The following is a 17,150-nucleotide window of genomic DNA, read 5'->3' on the forward strand; positions in this document are numbered from 1 at the left end:
AGGCGTGGCCGTACTCCCGATTCGCATCATGGGCGATCCCGTGCTGCATGCACCCGCCGCCCGCGTCGACGAGATCACCGATGAGGTGCGTCAGCTCGTCGCCGACATGTTCGAGACGATGGACGCCGCACCCGGTGTAGGCCTCGCCGCGCCTCAGGTGGGCGTGGGTCTGCGAATCTTCACGTACACGTACGAAGACGATGAGGGCCAGCCCTGGCGGGGGGTCGTGATCAACCCGGAGCTGTGGATCCGTCCGCTCGAGCCCGGCTACCCCGACCCCGACGACGAGAGCGAAGGCTGCCTGTCGTTCCCCGGCGAGCGCTTCCCGCTGCGTCGTTCGGAGGCGGCGCTGCTGACCGGTACCGACCTCGACGGGCACTCGGTGCGGGTCGAGGTCACGGGCTGGCGTGCGCGCATCTTGCAGCACGAGTTCGATCACCTCGACGGGATCCTGTACGTCGACCGTCTCGATGACGAAGACAGCCGCGTGGTGGCGAAGATCGCGAAGAAGCGCAAATGGGGCAAGCCCGGGGCGTCGTGGATGCCGGGCGTCGACGACATCGACGCGTGAACGCCACCGACCGGAGGGGTCGCCCGTGTGCGAACGTCGCCGGTGTCACGGCATCCGGAGTTCTTCTCAGCCTTCGATGATGTTGGGGACGAAGCGACAGAAATAGTCGGTGATGGGTCCGTCGGATTCGCGGATGCCGACGCCGTACGCCTCGTCGTTCACGACCCACGACCCGAGCACGGGGTGATTGCTCCCCCGTGAGCCGCGGAAGTCCGGCAGCTCGTGGTACTGCTGCCACACGCGCTCTCGGCCCTTCCCCTCTCGGCGGTACTCCTTGCCGTTCGAGGTGACCGTGCCGTCGGCGCGGTGGACATGGATGCCGTCGCCCTCGCGGCCGAAGACGGGTTTGACGACGTAGTCGGTGAGGCCGTTCGGGCCGTCGGCGTAGGCGGGCAGCAGGTTGGGGTGGCCGGGGAACAGGCGCCAGAGGGCCACGAGCAGCAGCTTGTTGGAGAGGAACATCTTCCACGCCGGCTCGTACCAGCGTCCGAACAGTCCGCGCCCGGCGATGAGGAGGGCTCCGAACTCCTGGTCGCCGATCACGCGGTCCTCGCCCGAGACGAGGTCTTCCCAGGGGTAGAGCGCGAAGATGTTGCGGATGACGGGGTACTGGGTGCCCGGTTCGTCGCCGGGGAGGGCGGCGATGCTGCGCGACGATCCCCAAGGCTCCGGGACGCCGACGAATTGGCGGGCGCCGTGGTGCCAGCCGATGTCCTTCATCTCGATGCCGGTGTGCTCCCAGCCGGCTTCGCCCGCGAGATCACGCATGTAGGCGACGGTGTCCCAGTCTTCGCCGTAGATGTCGGCATCCGAGTGGGCGACGAAGAGGCGCCCGCCCTCACCCTCGCTGAGCGAGCGGTGCAGGAGGACTCGCCAGCGTTCGACGAGGGCCTCGTGCAGACCGTTCCACTGATCCGTGTCGGACGGGACGGCGCCCGTCTTCAGCCGGTCCTGCAACCAGAACCACTGCGTCACCGACGCCTCGATGAGCCCCGTGGGCGTATCGGCGTTGTACTCGAGCATCTTCGCGGGAGTACCGTCGCCGGAATACGCCAGATCGAAGCGCGCGTAGACATCAGGCTCGTCCTGCTCGAGCGACCACTGCGCCAGTTCGAACGCCTGCGGGCTGAGACCCAGGTGACCGAGCGCTCCGGATGCCAGGTAGCGCGCGGCCTCGCGGCTCATGCGGTGCAGTTCTTCGGTCTGCTTCTCGAGGTCCTCGACCTCGGGAAGAGTGAAGACGTAGGCGGCACCGTCGCTCCAGTAGTCGACCGCCGAGCCGTCATCACGCACGGAGTGCGAGTAGATCAGGCCCGACTGTTTGATCGTGCGCTCCCAGTCGGGGCGCGGGGCGAGCTCGATACGGCGCATCAGCTACCGGCCCCGCCGGAGCCGGAGCCGCCGAACCCACCGCGCGCGACGCTGTCACCGTCGCGGGAGATCCCGCTGGCGGCGGTCTTGCCCGAGGGGAGCACGTCGGTGCCGCCCACGACGGGCTGACCGACCGCGGGAACGGTGCGGCTGCTGATTCCGAGTGGTAGGAAGTACCAGCCCGCTCCCCCGCCGTGGTTGTTGCAGTCGTCGTCGGGGAGGCGTTTCTCCGTCGCGTTGTCGCGACAGATCTGCGCGTAGTCCTCCGACACGTTCGTCCCCTGTCCGCAGCCGGTGAGGGTGGCAGCCAGGGCGGCGACGACGCCGACGGTGACGGTGCGCGAGGCGCGGCGGCGCACGGCGGAATCCATGCGCCGATGCTCTCACACCGTGGTGACGACGGGCTCAGACGCGGGATTCGTGGCGGCGCGGGATGACGTGCGGCGGTGCGGCGGACGGTGGCCGGCGGGTCAGCCCGCGGCGAAACTGTGGAGGTGCAGGTCGTCGCTGAGCGCCTCGCTCGCGAGGCGACCGCGTACGCTCGTCCCCTGTGCGTCGAGCGGCGGACTCACGACGGCGGCACCCATCCGTCCCGGGGCGGCGAGGACGATGGCCCCCGACACGCTGGATTTCGCCGGAACGCCGACGGCCCGCATCCACCGGCCCGATCCGTCGTAGACACCGCAGGTCGCCATGACCGACACCACGTCTCGCGCCACGCGTGCGGGGATGACGCGCACGCCGGTTCGGGGGTTCACGCCACCGCACGCGAGGGTGGCGCCCATGACGGCCAGGGTCTCGACATCCACAAGGGTCGCGCAGGCCCGCGCGTAGACCGCCACCGCGTCATCCGCGCTGACCTGCATGGTGCCCTCGGCTCGCATGAGGTGGGCGAGGGCGTGGTTGCGGTCGCCGAGCAGGTGCTCGTTGTGCGCGACGTCCTCGTCGACCGCGAGGTCGTGCCCCGCGAAAGCGGCGAGGCCCTCAGCGATGCGGGCGTCGCGCGCGGCCGTATCGGAACCCCGCACGAGGGAAGCCGTGAGCAAGGCGCCCGCGTTGACCATCGGGTTGGGCGGACGGCCCGTGCCGCTCTCGAGCTTGATCGCGTCGAACGACTCCCCCGTCGGCTCGATCCCGACACGATCGAGCGCCTCGCCCTCGGTGTCGAGCAGTGCCAGGGCGAACAGGAACGGCTTCGCCGCCGATTGGATGCTGAACGCGACGTCGGCGTCCGCACTCAGGCGGGCGGTGCCGTCCGGCGTGACGAGCGCGATGGCACAGAGTCCGGGATCGGCGCCGGCGAGCGTCGGGATGCTGTCGTCCACCTTCCCGCCGCGTTCGTCGAGCAGGCGGGCACGGAGGGCATCGAGGTCGTACCGGTGCGGGTCGGGGGTCACCTCCCCACCTTCGCAGTCCTCGACCGTCTCGCCGACCGGGTTGCGAACGACCCGAGCGAGGGAGGGGATCGTTGCGCGCGCCGGCGCGGGCAGCGACGCGCCGGCTAGCCATCACGATCTTCGAACCGTTCGACCACGATCTGTCGCTCAGCGGGTCGCGCGACGTCGTCTCTCGTGCGGAGCGGTCGACAGGCGCCGGCGCGTGCGAAACGTTGCCCGCGTTGTGATGCCGATTCCACTCTGACCAGTGAAGAACGACGAAGGCCCGCCTCTGATGAGGCGGGCCTTTTCGTTGGCTCCCCGGCTTGGACTCGAACCAAGAACCTATCGGTTAACAGCCGATTGCTCTGCCAATTGAGCTACCGAGGATCATGCCCGCCTTGCGGTGGGCAACCCCACGATACTAACAGCACGCGGGGGCGGCGGGAAAATCAGGGGGACGAAGGACGTCGCTCGGGCGTGCCGTCGGGAGTCCATTGAACGGCGTCCCCACCGTGGCCCAGACCGACGGCGTGACCGGCGTGCAGGACGAGCACGTCGGCATCCAGTTCCTTTGGCGCGTCGGCGTCGTTCGTCACGATGAGGGACGCCATGTCGCGCTCGTCGCGGCGGCGGGTGATCGCCAGGCGGGCGGCCTCGCGCACCTCGAGATCGAGGTTCGCATACAGGTCGTCCGCGACGAACAGGCGCGGCTCGAGCACGAGCGCGCGGGCGAGGGCGACGCGCTGCCGCATGCCCGCGCTGAGTTCGTAGGGGTACTTCGGGGCGGTGCCGAGGGGCAGCTCCATCTCGTCCAGCAGCGTCGCCACGCGCACCGCGAGCGCTCGGGTGTTGACCCGGCGGTCGCGGCTCGTGATCGGCTCGGAGATGACGTCGTGCACGGTGAGGCGCGACGGCAGCGCCGCTCCCGCCCCCTGCGGCAGGTAACCGGTGTGGAACACCCACTCGCGGCGGGCCCGGCCGGGGTGCCGCGCCGAGATGCCGTGCACGCGCGCGTCACCGCCGACGACGCCGAGCCCGTCGTCGGGATGACCGGCCAAGAGCGCGACGAGCGACGACTTACCCGACCCCGTGGCTCCGCGGACGACCATCGTCCGTCCCGGCAGCAGCGTGAACGTGATGCCGTCGATCACACGCACGCCCCCGCGCGCGAGCGAGAGGTCGTCGGTGCGGAGGACGACGTCGGTGTCGAGGATCCGGGGCATCCCCCAATCCTCGCCCACCAGGGTGAGGGATGCCAACGGCGCGCCCGAGGATCGCGCGCCAGATGGCGTGTGTCTACCGAGACCGTGGGCGTACGCCGAGACTGCGTCCCGTGGATGCCGATGACCCGCGGTCTCGACGATGCCCTGCGGTTTCGGTGCATCACCCCGCCGCGGCTCGCGCGGGCGCAGCGAGCTACGAGACGATCAGGCGCTGCCTGTCGGCATCCAGCTCGCGGAGCCGAAGGCGCAGGCGGCGCCCCTCTTCCGAGTCGGCCGGCACGCGCTGGATGCCGCGGAGCAGGTCGTCTTTCTCGCGCTGCAGCTGACGCACCAGGAGACCCCGGGCGAGATCGTTCGCCGAGGCCACCGCACCCTCTTCGGTGCGCGCGGGGAACTCCGCGGTCAGCAGCTCGGCGGCGAGCGAACGGAACGGCTCGCGGACCGCCTCGACGGCCGCGACCGCCCACCCGGGCTGCGACAAATCGGTGGATGCCAGCGAGGTGCGCACGGCTTCGAGGGCGGGGTGGCCGAACGGCAGCTGCAGGGCGCGGAGGAACACGTCGGGCTCGATACGGTGCCCGTACTGCAGGAACGCCATCATCGCTCCCCGCTCGAGGGCGACGTCGCGCGTGTTCGGCAGCGACGCCATCGTGACCGACACCGCGACGGGTGCGGGTTCGGCGACGCGGGCGTTCTCGCGCTGCTCGGCACGGTCGGCCCCGCGGGCGGCACGCTCCACGGCGGCCTGCACGTCGGGCATGTCGAGGCCGAGGCGACGGGCGAGGACCCGGACGTACCCGGGACGAAGGGAGGGGTCGCGGATGTCGGCGACGATGGGCGCCGCCGCGCGGAGCGCACCGGCGCGGCCCTCGACGCTGGCCAGGTCGAAGTCCTTCAGGCGTTGATCGATGACGAACTCGAACATCGGGTTCTTGTTCTCCATGAGTGCGCGCACGGCACCGTCGCCCCGCTGCAGGCGCAGATCGCAGGGATCGAGCCCCTCGGGCGCCACCGCCACGTAGGTCTGCGCCGCGAAACGCTTCTCGTCGGCGAAGGCGCGCAGCGCCGCCTTCTGGCCCGCGGCATCGGGGTCGAAGGTGAAGACGACCTCGCCCGACGAGCTGTCGTCGCCCATGACGCGGCGGAGCACCGTGATGTGATCGGTGCCGAAAGCCGTGCCGCACGAGGCGATCGCCGTGGTGACCCCCGCGAGGTGGCACGCCATGACATCGGTGTACCCCTCGACCACGACCACCCGGTGCGATCGTGAGATGTCGCGCTTGGCAAGATCGAGGCCGTACAGCACCTGCGACTTCTTGTAGATGATCGTTTCGGGGGTGTTGAGGTACTTCGGGCCCTGGTCGTCGTCGTGCAGCTTTCGGGCACCGAAGCCGATGACCTGGCCCGTCACGTCGCGGATCGGCCAGATCAGTCGCCCGCGGAAGCGGTCGTAGACTCCCCCGCGTTGATTGGTCGACACCAGCCCCGCCTTCTCGAGCTCGTCTCGGGAGAACTTCTGCGCCGTCAGATGGTCGAACAGATTCGACCACCCTTTCGGGGCGTAGCCCACGCCGAAGTGGGCCGCCGCTCCCGCGTCGAAGCCGCGGTCGCCGAGGAAGCGCCGACCGATCTCGGCCTCGGGAGTCATCAACTGGGAGCGGAAGTACTCGGTCGCGGCCGCATTCGCCGCGTACAACCGCGAACGTCCCGTGGTCTCGGGGGCCGCTCCCCCGTCTTCGTAGTGCAGGGTGAAGCCGACGCGCGCGGCCATGCGCTCGACCGCCTCGGTGAACGACACGTGGTCCAACGCGCGCAGGAACGAGTAGACGTCACCCGACTCGCCGCAGCCGAAGCAGTGGTAATACCCGACCTGCGGGCGCACGTTGAAGCTGGGCGACCGCTCATCGTGGAAGGGGCAGAGGCCCTTCATCGACCCGACGCCGGCGGGCTTCAGCGCCACGCGTTCGCCGATCACATCGGCGATGTTGACCCGCGCCTTCACCTCGTCGACGTCGGCCTGGCGGATGCGGGCCATCAGGCATCCGCTCCCCGTGCGGCGCGCGCGCCGGGTGCCCACACGCCGAGTTCGGCAGCATCCACGTCGCCGACGAGTCGGCCGTGCCAGGCGATCGCGAGTTGATCGGTGAGGCTCGCCACCTGGTCGACGACGACGCGGCGACGTGCGGTGTCGTCTGCGGCCGCGGCGAAATCGGGCGCGTGCAGCGCGTCGAGGGTACCGGGGTTCTCCCACATCGCGGATGCCAGACGCTTCAGCACGTTGCGCTGCTCGCGGTAGAGCACCTTGCGGCCGTCGATCGAGACGACGGTGGCGCCGATGATGCCCTTGAGCACCGCCATCTCGACCTCGACCTCGGCCGGAACGACGACGTGCGCCCGGTAGCGCGTGAGCTGGTCGGCGGGGTACGCCTCGCGGGTGGCCGCGGTGGCGGCGCGCGCGAAGCGACCGATGAGGTCGGAGGTGAGGTTCTTCAAGCGTGCGAGGGCGGGACGGGTCCCGTCGAAGGACGGGATCCACTCCGGCATCGCCATGAGTCGCTCGAGTCCGGCATCGAGGTCGTCGCGCACGAAGTCGTACCCGACCCAGCGTTGGATCGCGTCGAGCAGACCCTCGCGGCCGACCCGGGATGCCAGGCGCGCGGGGTCGACGTACCGGTTGACCATCGCGTCTTCGAAGTCGTGCACCGAATAGGCGATGTCGTCGGAGAGGTCCATGACCTCGGCCTCGATGCACCGCTGACGGGCGGGCGCGCCGCCGCGCATCCACTGGAAGACCGGCTCGTCGTCGGGGTAGACACCGAACTTCAGGCGCCCGCCGGGGTCGGGCACGGGCTCGTCGGCTGTCCACGGGTACTTGCAGGTGGCGTCGAGGCTCGACCGGGTGAGGTTCAGTCCGAACGGCTCGCCGTCGGCACCGAAGACCTTGGGCTCGAGGCGGGTGAGGATGCGCAGCGTCTGCGCGTTGCCCTCGAACCCCCCGATGTCCTCCGCCCATTCGTTGAGCGCGCGTTCGCCGTTGTGGCCGAACGGCGGGTGCCCGAGGTCGTGGCTCAAGCACGCCGTGTCGACGACGTCGGGCGAGAGCTGCAAGGCGGTCGCGAGCTCGCGGCCGACCTGGGCCACCTCGAGCGAGTGCGTGAGCCGGTTGCGGGCGAAGTCGGCGGGACTCGCGGGGCTCAGCACCTGGGTCTTCGCGGCGAGCCGGCGAAGGGCCGCGGAATGCAGCACGCGGGCACGGTCTCGCGCGAAGTCGTCACGCCGCGAGCGGTGCTCCTCGACGTGGAAGCGGGCAGCGTCCGCATCGTCGTACCCGAGCGGGCGGGCGGCCGTCACCGCGACCTCAGCCACCGCTGTGGTCCAGCTCGGCGTCGGCCAGGGCGCGCCCGGCGTCGTCGCCGATCTCGCGCGAGGCGAGCCAACCGTCGGGGAGCGCCGGGCGCTTGGGGGTGCCGGCACGGCCGCGCTGCCCCTCGGCGGCGGCGCCCGGGTACGGGGCGTCGAGTTCCATCGTGGCGAGCAGGTCGTCGAACTCGTCGAGGGTCGATGCGGTCGCGAGGCTCGCCCGCAGCTCACCGCCGACGGGATACCCCTTGAAGTACCAGGCGACGTGCTTGCGGATGTCACGGCATCCGCGGCCCTCGTCGTCGAAGAACTCGACCAGCAACTCCGCATGGCGGCGGAAAGCCCGGGCGACGAACCCGAGGGTGGCGTCGACCGGTTCGCCGTGCGCGGCATCGGGGCCGCCGAGCGCGCGGGCCAGATCGCCGAAGAGCCACGGGCGGCCGAGGCAACCGCGACCGACGACGACGCCGTCGCAGCCCGTCTCGGCCATCATGCGCACGGCATCGTCGGCCGACCAGATGTCGCCGTTGCCGAGCACCGGCACGCTCGTGACGGTCTCTTTGAGTGTGGTGATGGCCGACCAGTCGGCGTGGCCGGAGTAGAACTCCGACGCCGTGCGGGCGTGCAGGGCGATGGATGCCACCCCGGCGCCCTCGGCGATGCGTCCGGCCTCGAGATACGTGAGGTGATCGGCGTCGATCCCCTTGCGCATCTTGATCGTCAGCGGCGTGCTGCCGGCGGCGCGAACGGCCCGCTCGACGATCTCGCGGAACAGCGAAGTCTTCCACGGCAGCGCGGCGCCGCCGCCCCGGCGGGTGACCTTCGGTACGGGGCAGCCGAAGTTCAAGTCGATGTGGTCGGCGTGGTCTTCATCGACGATCAAGCGCACGGCCGCTTCGACGGTGGCCGGGTCGACGCCGTAGAGCTGGATGGAGCGCGGCGTCTCGGACTCGTGATGTCGGATGAGTCGCATCGTGGTGTCGTTGCGTTCCACGAGAGCCCGAGTCGTGATCATCTCGCTCACGTAGAGGCCGGCGCCGTACTCGCGGCAGAGGCGGCGGAACGCGGTGTTCGTGATGCCGGCCATGGGCGCGAGGACGACCGGAGCGTCGAGCTCGATGTTTCCGATGCGGAGCGTCCGCGCCGGGGCCGTTGCCGTGGTCATCGTTTCATTCTCCCAGACGTCGTGCGACAGCGGTGCCCGCGCCGATCGAGCCGACGGCGGACACCGCTGTGGAGGATGGATCAGGCGTCGGCGGTCGCGGATGCCTCGCGACGCTCGCCCCACACCTGGCGGGCGATCTGCGTGAACGCCTCGACCGGCTGTGCACCGCTCACGCCGTACTTGCCGTCGATGACGAAGAACGGAACGCCCGTGATGCCGAACTGCTGCGCCTGTGCCTGGTCGGCGCGCACCGCGGCGCGGTAGCGCTGCGACGCGAGCGCATCGCGCGCGGCATCCTCGTCCAGTCCCGCCTCGACGGCGAGCTGCACGAGATCTTCATCGCGCCCGACGTGCTTGCCCTCGAGGAAGTACGCCGACATGAGGATCTCGGCGAGTTCGAGCTGACGCCCGTTCTCTTTCGCGAAGTGCAGCAGCTCATGTGCCTTGACGGTGTTGGTGTGCTTGAGGAGATCGAAACGGTAGGTGAGCCCCGCGTCGGCGGCGACGCCGGTGACCCGATCGAGCATCTCCCGCGCCGACTCGGGCGAGATGCCCTTGTGCTGCGAGAGGTAGTCGACCTCTCCCCCGTCGAAGTCCTCGGGGGTGTCGGGTGAGAGCTCGAACGAGTGGTACTCGATCTCGACGACCGGGGCGTCGTCGTCGCCGGCCGTGGCGGCCAGGCCGTTCTCGAGGTTCCGCTTGCCGATGTAGCACCAGGGGCAGGCGATGTCGCTCCACACGTCGATCTTGATGGCATCCGTCATATCGCGTGCAACCTTCCGGGTCGTGGGTCTATTCCGCTGTCGGCATCCGTCAGGATGCGTCTCCTCACGCGGTCGGGGTATCGACCGCGCCACCGAAGCGGCGGTCGCGTGACAGGTACAGCCCGATCGCGTCCCACAGGTGCGTACGACGGAAATCGGGCCACAGTGTGTCGAGGAACACCATCTCGGCGTAGGCCGACTCCCACAGCAGGAAGTTCGAGGTGCGCTGCTCGCCGCTGGAACGGACGAACAGGTCGACGTCGGGCATGTCGGGCTGGTAGAGGTTCTTGCGGATCAGCTTCTCGGTCACCGCCGAGGGCTTGAGGCGTCCGGCGGCGATGTCGTCGCCGATGCGGCGCATGGCATCCACGATCTCGATGCGTCCGCCGTAGTTGACGCACATCGTGAGGGTCAGGGTGGAATTGCCCTCGGTCAGGCGCTCGGCGTGCTGCAGTTCCTTGATGACCGATCCCCACAGGCGGGGCTTACGGCCCGACCAGCGGATGCGCACGCCCCACTCGTTCAGCTGGTCGCGGCGGCGGTGCAGAACCTCGCGGTTGAAGCCCATGAGGAAGCGCACCTCGTCGGGTGAGCGCGACCAGTTCTCGGTCGAGAAGGCGTAGACCGACAGATGCTTCACGCCGGCTTGGATGGCGCCGGCGACGACGTCGAGCAGCGCCGCCTCTCCCGCCCTGTGGCCCTCGACGCGTGTGAGACCCTGACGGTTCGCCCATCGGCCGTTGCCGTCCATGACGATGGCGACGTGCTCGGGCACCGCGCCCCGCGGGTAGGACGGCGGGTACTCCCCGGTCCAGTCGAGCGGGCGGTAGGGAACCGCGTCGCGGTGCGTGAACGGCTTCGGTGTCATCGATACGACTCCAGGTGCGGGAGGGAACGGATGCCGCGCTCCAGGTGGAACTGCGCGTAGGCGGCGACGAGGCCCGAGGCCGCCGCCGTCGTGCGACCGGGGGCGGCGTCGATGGTCTCCCACTCCCCCGCCATCAGCGCGCGCAGCATGTCGACCGTGTCGCGCGCGACGCGCGGCGAGCCCGCCGGGGCGCAGGTCGAGCAGATCACGCCGCCGAGCTGCGGCAGGAAGTAATCGTGATCGCCGACCGTGCCGCAGCGGGCGCACTCGGTCAACCCCGGCGCCCAACCCGAGAGGGCCATCGCGCGCAGCAGGTACGAGTCGAGCACGCTGCGCTCGGGGTGCTCGCCCCGGGCGAGGGATCGGAGCCCACCGACCAGCAGCAGATACTGCTGCGGGGTCGCCTCGGCCTCGTTGAGACGATCGGCGGTCTCGACCATGGCGCTGGCGGTGGTGTAGACGTCGTAGTTCGCCACGATGTCGGCGCCGTAGGAGCCGAGCGACTCCGCCTGCTGCACGATGTCGAGGTTGCGTCCCTTGGCGAGTTGCACGTCGGCGACCATGAACGGTTCGAGCCGTGACCCGAACTTCGAGGAGGTGCGGCGCACACCCTTGGCGACCGCACGGATCTTGCCGTTTCGGCGGCTGAGCAGGGTGAGGATGCGGTCCGCCTCCCCGAGCTTGTGGGTACGCAGGACCACGACCTCGTCGCGGTAGGTGGGCACAGTCCATTATCGTCCTCGACCGCTGCGTGCGGCCTGCGCGGCACGCGGCGCGGATCGGCCGCGGGGAATGGTCCGTCCGTCTGAGCGACGAGGATTGCGGCGGCGCACACGGCCCCTCAGGCGCCGCCAGCCCCATCGGTCCGACAGGTGGTCCGCGCCACCGGGTGCGAGACCGGCCGGGGGAGAATGGATGCCGTGGACACGCCGACCTTCGTCATCCCCCTGTGGGCCGACCTCACCGCCGTCGCCCTCGGCGGCGTGCAGGGCGCGTTGTTCGCCTCGGGCTTCCAGGGCCAACGTCGCCTCGACCTGTTGGGGGTGGCGATCATCGGCATCCTGCTGGGGATGGGCGGCGGACTCATCCGCGACCTGCTGCTCGGGTTGACACCGGCCACCCTGCAGAGCAACTGGTACCTCATCACCGCCACCCTCGCCTCGATCGTTGGGATGCTGCTGTCGGGCATCTTCCAGCGCCTCAACCGTGCGATCGTCCTGCTCGACGCCGTCGTCATCGGCCTGTTCGGCGCGTTCGGCACCTCCAAGGCTCTCGCGCTCGGGATGCCCGAGGTCCCGGCGGTCTTCGTGGGTGTGCTCGCGGCGGCCGGTGGCAGCGTGCTGCGCGACGTGCTGATGGGCCTTCCCGTGGCGATCATGCACGTCGGCTCGCTCTACGCCGTCGCCGCCGGGGGCGGCTGCGCCGTGCTCGCGACGACGGCGGCTCTCGGTGTACCCCTGCCGATCGCGGCCGTCATCGGCGTCGCGGTCACCACCGTCATCCGCGTGCTGGCCGTCCTGTTCGACCTGTCGCTCCCCGAGCAGCGGAAGCTCTACCGGCGCAAGGTCGCGGTCGAGACCACCGGCATCCCGATCATCCGCACCGACGACCCGGAGTGACCGCGGGGGCGACTCACGCGAGGTTACGCACGGGGCGCGCGCGGCCGCGTCGCGTGGGGAGTCGACTTCCGGCGCCTACGACGGCTCCAGGCGTCACTTTCTGACCCTTCACGCGCGAGTCAGGCCAGGGGCGTGACCTCGTCGCCGGTGCGGATCGTGCCGCCGCGGTCGGCGGGCAGCAGCAGGATGCCGAGAGTCGGCTCGTCCTGACCGAATTCGGTCGTGAGCACGCGCAGCAGCCGCGCGTCACGGACGCCCGTGTCGGGGTTGGCCGTGATCGCCGCACAGCGCTCGATGGGCTTCTGCACCTCGAACACCACATCGCCGATGCGCACCCGGTCGCGCCACTCGAGCTCCGCCCACGCGGCGGTGCCGCCCACGACGATGTTGGAGCGGAACCGACGATCGTCGACGGGCGCCGGCACCGCGGTGCCCAGCTCTGCAACGGAGGCCGCGCCGTGCAGCGAGACGAATCCCCGCGGGCGGTCGTGGAAGCGGGCGGTGACGCCGTCGCCAATGAGCCCCAGGGGCAGGATGCCGTCGGCGTCGAGCAGCTTCGCGTCACTCGTCGTGCGGAGATAGGCCGTGACCGCCTCGCTGAGACGCGCGCGGCCCTCGTCGCTCAGGTCGGCGGTGACGTCGATGTCGTCGACGCGGAGCCGGAGCGTCTTCGCCTCGTCATCGAAGGCGAGGTCGACTCGGGCCAGGGTGGGGAACGTCATCAGAGCGAGCCCGCGGCTCTTGGGGAAGGTGGCGTCCGACGGCTCCAGTGCGTCGGCGAAGCGGAACACGAGAGCACGATCGCCCTGCACGCGACCGTCCTCCTGGATGACGAGGCTGTCGCGCATTTCGGGCGTGAAGCCCTTCACGGGATAACGGTAGAGGGCGTCGACGCGGATCACGGCTTCATCCTCGCATCCTCTCCCCCACCGCCGTCCCCCGTCTCAGGCACGGGCGAGCACCTCGCCGTGGGGCAGCAGGATCCATCCGTCGGGGTGCGCGGCCCACTCGCGCCACGCGTCGGAGATGCGCTGCAACTGCGCGTCGTCGGCGAGACCGAGCCTCTTGGCGTGCCCCGCGAACGCCGAGGCGAGCGCACGATCGGCCCACATGCCGCCCCACCACGCGCGTTTGACGGGCGTGTCGAACACCCACACGCTCGCACTCGCGTCGATTCGGGTGAACTCGGCCTCGCGCGCCCACGCCTTGAGGCGCCGCCCCGCGTCGGGTTCGCCCGATGAACCGCGGTGCACGCCGTGGTAGATCTCGAGCCACTCGTCGAGGGCAGGGATGAGCGGATGCCAGATCACGCCGCCGTAGTCGACGTCGCGCACCGCGACGAGGCCGTCGGGACCGGCGACACGGCGGAACTCCCGCAGGGCGTCGACGGGACGCTCGAGGTGCTGCAGCACTTGGTGGGCGTGCACGATGTCGAACGAGGCGTCATGCACGTCGAGGGCATAGGCGTCGCCGGTGCGGAAGGCCACGTTCGTGCGCTCCCCGGCGGCGGCGCGTGCCACCTCCACGACGTCGGCGGCGGCATCCACCCCCACGACCTCTCCGGGGAAGACCCGGTCGGCGAGATCGACAGTGATGGAGCCGGGGCCGGCACCCACATCGAGGATGCGGGTGCCGGCGGACAGCGAAGACACCAGGTAGGCCGCCGAGTCGGCGACGGTGCGTACAGCGTGGGAACGCAGCACGCTCTCGTGGTGTCCGTGGGCGTAGGCCACGGTCGTCTTCTCTGCTGCGCGGGTCAGACGCCGGCCAGGGCGCCCGAGGCCTGACGCGTGCGGATCGCGCGGTTCACGCCCGAGACGATCGCCTTGAGCGAGGCGGTCGAGATGTCGCCGTCGACGCCGACGCCCCACAGGCGCTGGTCGTCGACCTGCAGCTCGACGTAGGCCGCCGCCTGCGCGTCACCGCCGGAGCTCAGGGCGTGCTCGACGTAGTCGTAGAGGGTCACGTCGAATCCCTGAGCGCGCACGATCTCGAGGAACGCCGCAACCGGACCGTTGCCGACCGCCGACGCGGGGTGCACGGTTTCGCCGTCGCGCAGCGAGACGTCGAGGTGCACGTCGCCCGACATGTCGCTCGACGAGCGGGTCGACAGCAGTTCGAACCGGCCCCAGCGCTGGTCGTCGACCTTCGACGGCAGATACTCGTCGGTGAAGATGTCCCAGATCTGCGCGCTCGACACTTCGCCGCCTTCGGCATCGGTGCGGGTCTGCACGACCCCCGAGAACTCGATCTGGAGCTTGCGCGGCAGATCGATCGCGTGGTCGGCCTTGAGCAGGTAGGCGACACCACCCTTGCCCGACTGCGAGTTGACGCGGATGACGGCCTCGTAGGAGCGACCCAGGTCTTTCGGGTCGATCGGCAGGTAGGGAACGGCCCACTCGATCTCGTCGACCGTCTTGCCCGCGGCTTGTGCGCGGGCCTCCATCGCCTCGAAGCCCTTCTTGATGGCATCTTGGTGCGAACCGCTGAACGCGGTGAACACCAGATCGCCGGCCCACGGGCTGCGTTCGGGCACGGGCAGCTGGTTGCAGTACTCGACCGTGCGCTTGACCTGGTCGATGTCGCTGAAGTCGATCTGAGGATCGATGCCCTGCGTCAGCAGGTTGATGCCCAGGGCGACCAGGTCGACGTTGCCGGTGCGCTCGCCGTTGCCGAACAGGCACCCCTCGATGCGGTCGGCGCCGGCCATGTACCCCAGCTCCGCGGCGGCCACAGCCGTGCCGCGATCGTTGTGCGGGTGCAGCGACAGGATGACGTTCTCGCGGTGGTTCAGGTGACGCGACATCCACTCGATCGAGTCGGCGTAGACGTTCGGGGTCGCCATCTCGACGGTGGCGGGGAGGTTCAGGATGACCTTGCGCTCGGGCGTCGGCTGGAAGACGTCGAGCACTTCGTTGCAGATGCGCAGCGCGAACTCCAGTTCGGTGCCGGTGTAGCTCTCGGGCGAGTACTCGTAGAACACCTCGGTCTCGGGGATCGTCGCCTCGTACTTCTTGCACAGGCGCGCGCCCTCGAGGGCGATGTCGACGATGCCCTGCTCATCGGTGCGGAACACGACCTCGCGCTGCAGCACCGACGTGGAGTTGTACAGGTGCACGATGGCCTGCTTCGCGCCGGCGATCGCCTCGTACGTGCGGGCGATGAGGTGCTCGCGCGCCTGCGTCAGCACCTGGATCGTCACGTCGTCGGGGATCAGACCGTCGTCGATGAGCTGGCGGACGAAGTCGAAGTCGGTCTGGCTCGCGCTCGGGAACCCGACCTCGATCTCTTTGTAGCCCATCTGCACGAGCAGCTCGAACATGACGCGCTTGCGCTCGGGGCTCATCGGATCGATGAGGGCCTGGTTGCCATCGCGCAAGTCGACGGCGCACCAGCGGGGCGCGGACTCGATGCGCTTCGCCGGCCACGTGCGATCGGGCAGTTCTACGCGGATCTGCTCGTGGAACGGACGGTACTTGTGCACCGGAGCGGACGTGGGCTTCTGGGTGTTCTTCATGATGTGTCGCTTCTTTAGATTCGTTCGGTGGGGCCGACGACGATCTCCGCGACGAGGAAGGCCCTTAGATCGAGGACTCGTCGCGGCAACTAAGAAGAAGCAGGCCACCGAAGCGCATTCTCCGATCGTAGCAGTGTCGCCACGTGGGGTTCACGACGTCGACGACCATTCCCGCGCGAGAAGAGCGAACCGCAGCTCGTCGCTCCAGCGCCCCGTGAACCATCCGTTCTCGACGACGTGCGCCTCTCGGCGCATGCCGATCCGCTCGGCCAGAGCCACCGAGCGGAGGTTCTCGGGATCGATCCGAGCCCTCAGACGGGGCGCCGGAGGCAGCGCGAACAGCGACGCGCTCACGGCAGCAGCGCCACCTTGCCGCCCGGGTGGCCGTTCATGACGAAGCCCACGGCCTCGATGGCCTCGGCGAGCGGGTAGGTGCGGGCGACGGGCACCTCGAGCGCACCGGATGCCGCCAGCTCCAGCACGCGGGCCCGCGCGATGTCGCGGAAGCGCGCGCTCTCGGGCCGCGACCCCGCGATCCACAGGAACCCGTCGGTCTTCGCCCGATCGGGGCTCACGATGGTCACGATACGGTCGCGCTCGGCGACCAGGTCGAGCGAGACGTCGATGGCCTCATCGGTGCCCACGGCATCCCAGGCGGCCGCGATCGGCGCACCCGCGGCCGCCTCCTCGACGCGCTCGCGGAGCCCATCGCCATAGGCGACGGGGATGCCGCCGTAGCGTCGTACTCGCTCGGCCGACTCCTCGGCATCCGGACCCACCGTCCCGATGACCCGCACCCCGAGCTCGCGGGCCTGCTGAAGAAGGCTCACTCCGACTGCCCCGGATGCCGCGTGCAGCAGCACGATCTCGCCGTCGACGACGCGGGTGACCTGGATCATCTCGGCGGCCGTCGTTCCGGCCAGCAGCAGGTTCGCAGCCTCGGCGTGCGAGAGGGGCGCCGGCTTGGCGAACACGTCGCGGGCGGGCACGGTGAGCTCGGTGGCGTAGGCGCCCTGCACGCGGAACGCGACGACCTCGTCGCCCACCGCGAGGGGGCCCGATCCGCCGATGGCGTCGGGGCCCACGGCGGTGACCTCGCCCGACAACTCGTAGCCGATGGGCACGGGGAACGCGGCCCCCGGACGGGCGGTGGCGACGTGCTTGGCATCCGCGGGGTTGATGCCCGCCGCACGGACGCGCACCGTGACCTCACCGGGACCGGGGGCGGGGATGTCGACCTCGTCGAAGCTCCACGTCTCGACCGGGCCCGGAGCGGGGGCCGTCCACCTCATCGCCATGGTCACGCCTTTCGT

Annotated in this window: 17 protein-coding genes and 1 tRNA gene; 2 read left to right on the forward strand and 16 right to left on the reverse strand. The window is 70.0% G+C overall.

Translation table 11 applies throughout. The annotated features are described in order from the left end of the window. The first annotated feature begins 4 nt into the window (after nt 1-4). Entirely contained in the window at nt 5-571 is a 567-nt protein-coding gene (gene def / locus FHS07_RS10105; RefSeq protein ID WP_183419786.1) for a peptide deformylase, read from the forward strand. Between the two features lie 66 nt (nt 572-637). Here the strand turns inward: def and FHS07_RS10110 are convergent, their stop codons facing one another. The 11 genes from FHS07_RS10110 to recO form a co-directional block, all read right to left on the reverse strand. After that, nucleotides 638-1,942: a glutathionylspermidine synthase family protein gene (locus FHS07_RS10110; protein ID WP_183419787.1), complete on the reverse strand. Its 1,305-nt coding sequence runs from the start codon at nt 1,940-1,942 to the stop codon at nt 638-640. Continuing rightward, complete coding sequence (locus FHS07_RS10115) at nt 1,942-2,313, reverse strand: tRNA-dihydrouridine synthase (protein ID WP_183419788.1); 372 nt, start codon at nt 2,311-2,313, stop codon at nt 1,942-1,944. Before FHS07_RS10115 ends, FHS07_RS10110 begins: the two co-directional genes overlap by 1 nt. 99 nt (nt 2,314-2,412) lie before the next feature. Then, nucleotides 2,413-3,339 carry a glutaminase A gene (glsA, locus tag FHS07_RS10120; RefSeq protein WP_183419789.1) on the reverse strand — a complete coding sequence of 309 codons (927 nt, stop codon included), beginning with the start codon at nt 3,337-3,339 and terminating at the stop codon, nt 2,413-2,415. 293 nt (nt 3,340-3,632) lie between these two features. Continuing rightward, nucleotides 3,633-3,708: transfer RNA gene (locus FHS07_RS10125), tRNA-Asn, on the reverse strand. 62 nt (nt 3,709-3,770) lie between these two features. After that, the gene (locus tag FHS07_RS10130) at nt 3,771-4,544 is read right to left on the reverse strand and encodes an ATP-binding cassette domain-containing protein (RefSeq protein WP_183419790.1); all 774 of its coding nucleotides are present in this window, start codon (nt 4,542-4,544) and stop codon (nt 3,771-3,773) included. Nucleotides 4,545-4,737: 193 nt separating this feature from the next. Continuing rightward, nucleotides 4,738-6,579 (reverse strand): DNA primase, encoded by a 1,842-nt coding sequence (dnaG, locus tag FHS07_RS10135; protein ID WP_183419791.1) that lies wholly within the window; start codon nt 6,577-6,579, stop codon nt 4,738-4,740. After that, a complete protein-coding gene (locus FHS07_RS10140) occupies nt 6,579-7,910 on the reverse strand; it encodes a deoxyguanosinetriphosphate triphosphohydrolase (protein WP_183419792.1) in 1,332 nt (443 codons plus the stop codon). Before FHS07_RS10140 ends, dnaG begins: the two co-directional genes overlap by 1 nt. Continuing rightward, complete coding sequence (gene dusB / locus FHS07_RS10145) at nt 7,903-9,069, reverse strand: tRNA dihydrouridine synthase DusB (protein ID WP_183419793.1); 1,167 nt, start codon at nt 9,067-9,069, stop codon at nt 7,903-7,905. The genes FHS07_RS10140 and dusB overlap by 8 nt, the downstream gene beginning before the upstream one ends. Nucleotides 9,070-9,149: 80 nt before the next feature. Beyond that, entirely contained in the window at nt 9,150-9,833 is a 684-nt protein-coding gene (locus tag FHS07_RS10150; protein WP_183419794.1) for a DsbA family oxidoreductase, read from the reverse strand. A 64-nt stretch (nt 9,834-9,897) separates the two neighbouring features. Further along, on the reverse strand, nt 9,898-10,701 hold the full coding sequence (locus tag FHS07_RS10155) for an isoprenyl transferase (protein ID WP_183419795.1): 804 nt from the start codon (nt 10,699-10,701) through the stop codon (nt 9,898-9,900). Beyond that, nucleotides 10,698-11,426, reverse strand: coding sequence for a DNA repair protein RecO (gene recO / locus FHS07_RS10160; RefSeq protein ID WP_183419796.1), 729 nt, complete (start codon nt 11,424-11,426; stop codon nt 10,698-10,700). The genes FHS07_RS10155 and recO overlap by 4 nt, the downstream gene beginning before the upstream one ends. 195 nt (nt 11,427-11,621) lie before the next feature. Here recO and FHS07_RS10165 point away from each other — a divergent pair, with 195 nt between their 5' ends. After that, on the forward strand, nt 11,622-12,320 hold the full coding sequence (locus FHS07_RS10165) for a trimeric intracellular cation channel family protein (RefSeq protein WP_343054673.1): 699 nt from the start codon (nt 11,622-11,624) through the stop codon (nt 12,318-12,320). A gap of 119 nt (nt 12,321-12,439) precedes the next feature. On the opposite strand, the gene FHS07_RS10170 is transcribed toward FHS07_RS10165, so the two are convergent. The 5 genes from FHS07_RS10170 to FHS07_RS10190 form a co-directional block, all read right to left on the reverse strand. After that, nucleotides 12,440-13,222 (reverse strand): MOSC domain-containing protein, encoded by a 783-nt coding sequence (locus FHS07_RS10170; protein ID WP_183419798.1) that lies wholly within the window; start codon nt 13,220-13,222, stop codon nt 12,440-12,442. Nucleotides 13,223-13,264: 42 nt separating this feature from the next. Continuing rightward, a complete protein-coding gene (locus tag FHS07_RS10175; RefSeq protein WP_183419799.1) occupies nt 13,265-14,053 on the reverse strand; it encodes a methyltransferase domain-containing protein in 789 nt (262 codons plus the stop codon). Between the two features lie 23 nt (nt 14,054-14,076). After that, nucleotides 14,077-15,837 (reverse strand): 2-isopropylmalate synthase, encoded by a 1,761-nt coding sequence (leuA, locus tag FHS07_RS10180; protein WP_183419800.1) that lies wholly within the window; start codon nt 15,835-15,837, stop codon nt 14,077-14,079. 150 nt (nt 15,838-15,987) lie between these two features. After that, nucleotides 15,988-16,191, reverse strand: a complete 204-nt coding sequence (locus FHS07_RS10185; RefSeq protein ID WP_183419801.1) for a GNAT family N-acetyltransferase — start codon at nt 16,189-16,191, stop codon at nt 15,988-15,990. Continuing rightward, nucleotides 16,188-17,135, reverse strand: a complete 948-nt coding sequence (locus tag FHS07_RS10190) for a quinone oxidoreductase family protein (protein WP_183419802.1) — start codon at nt 17,133-17,135, stop codon at nt 16,188-16,190. Before FHS07_RS10190 ends, FHS07_RS10185 begins: the two co-directional genes overlap by 4 nt. Between the last annotated feature and the right edge of the window lie 15 nt (nt 17,136-17,150).

Origin of the sequence: Microbacterium proteolyticum (assembly GCF_014192415.1) — a bacterium.
Classification (GTDB): Bacteria; Actinomycetota; Actinomycetes; order Actinomycetales; family Microbacteriaceae; genus Microbacterium; species Microbacterium proteolyticum.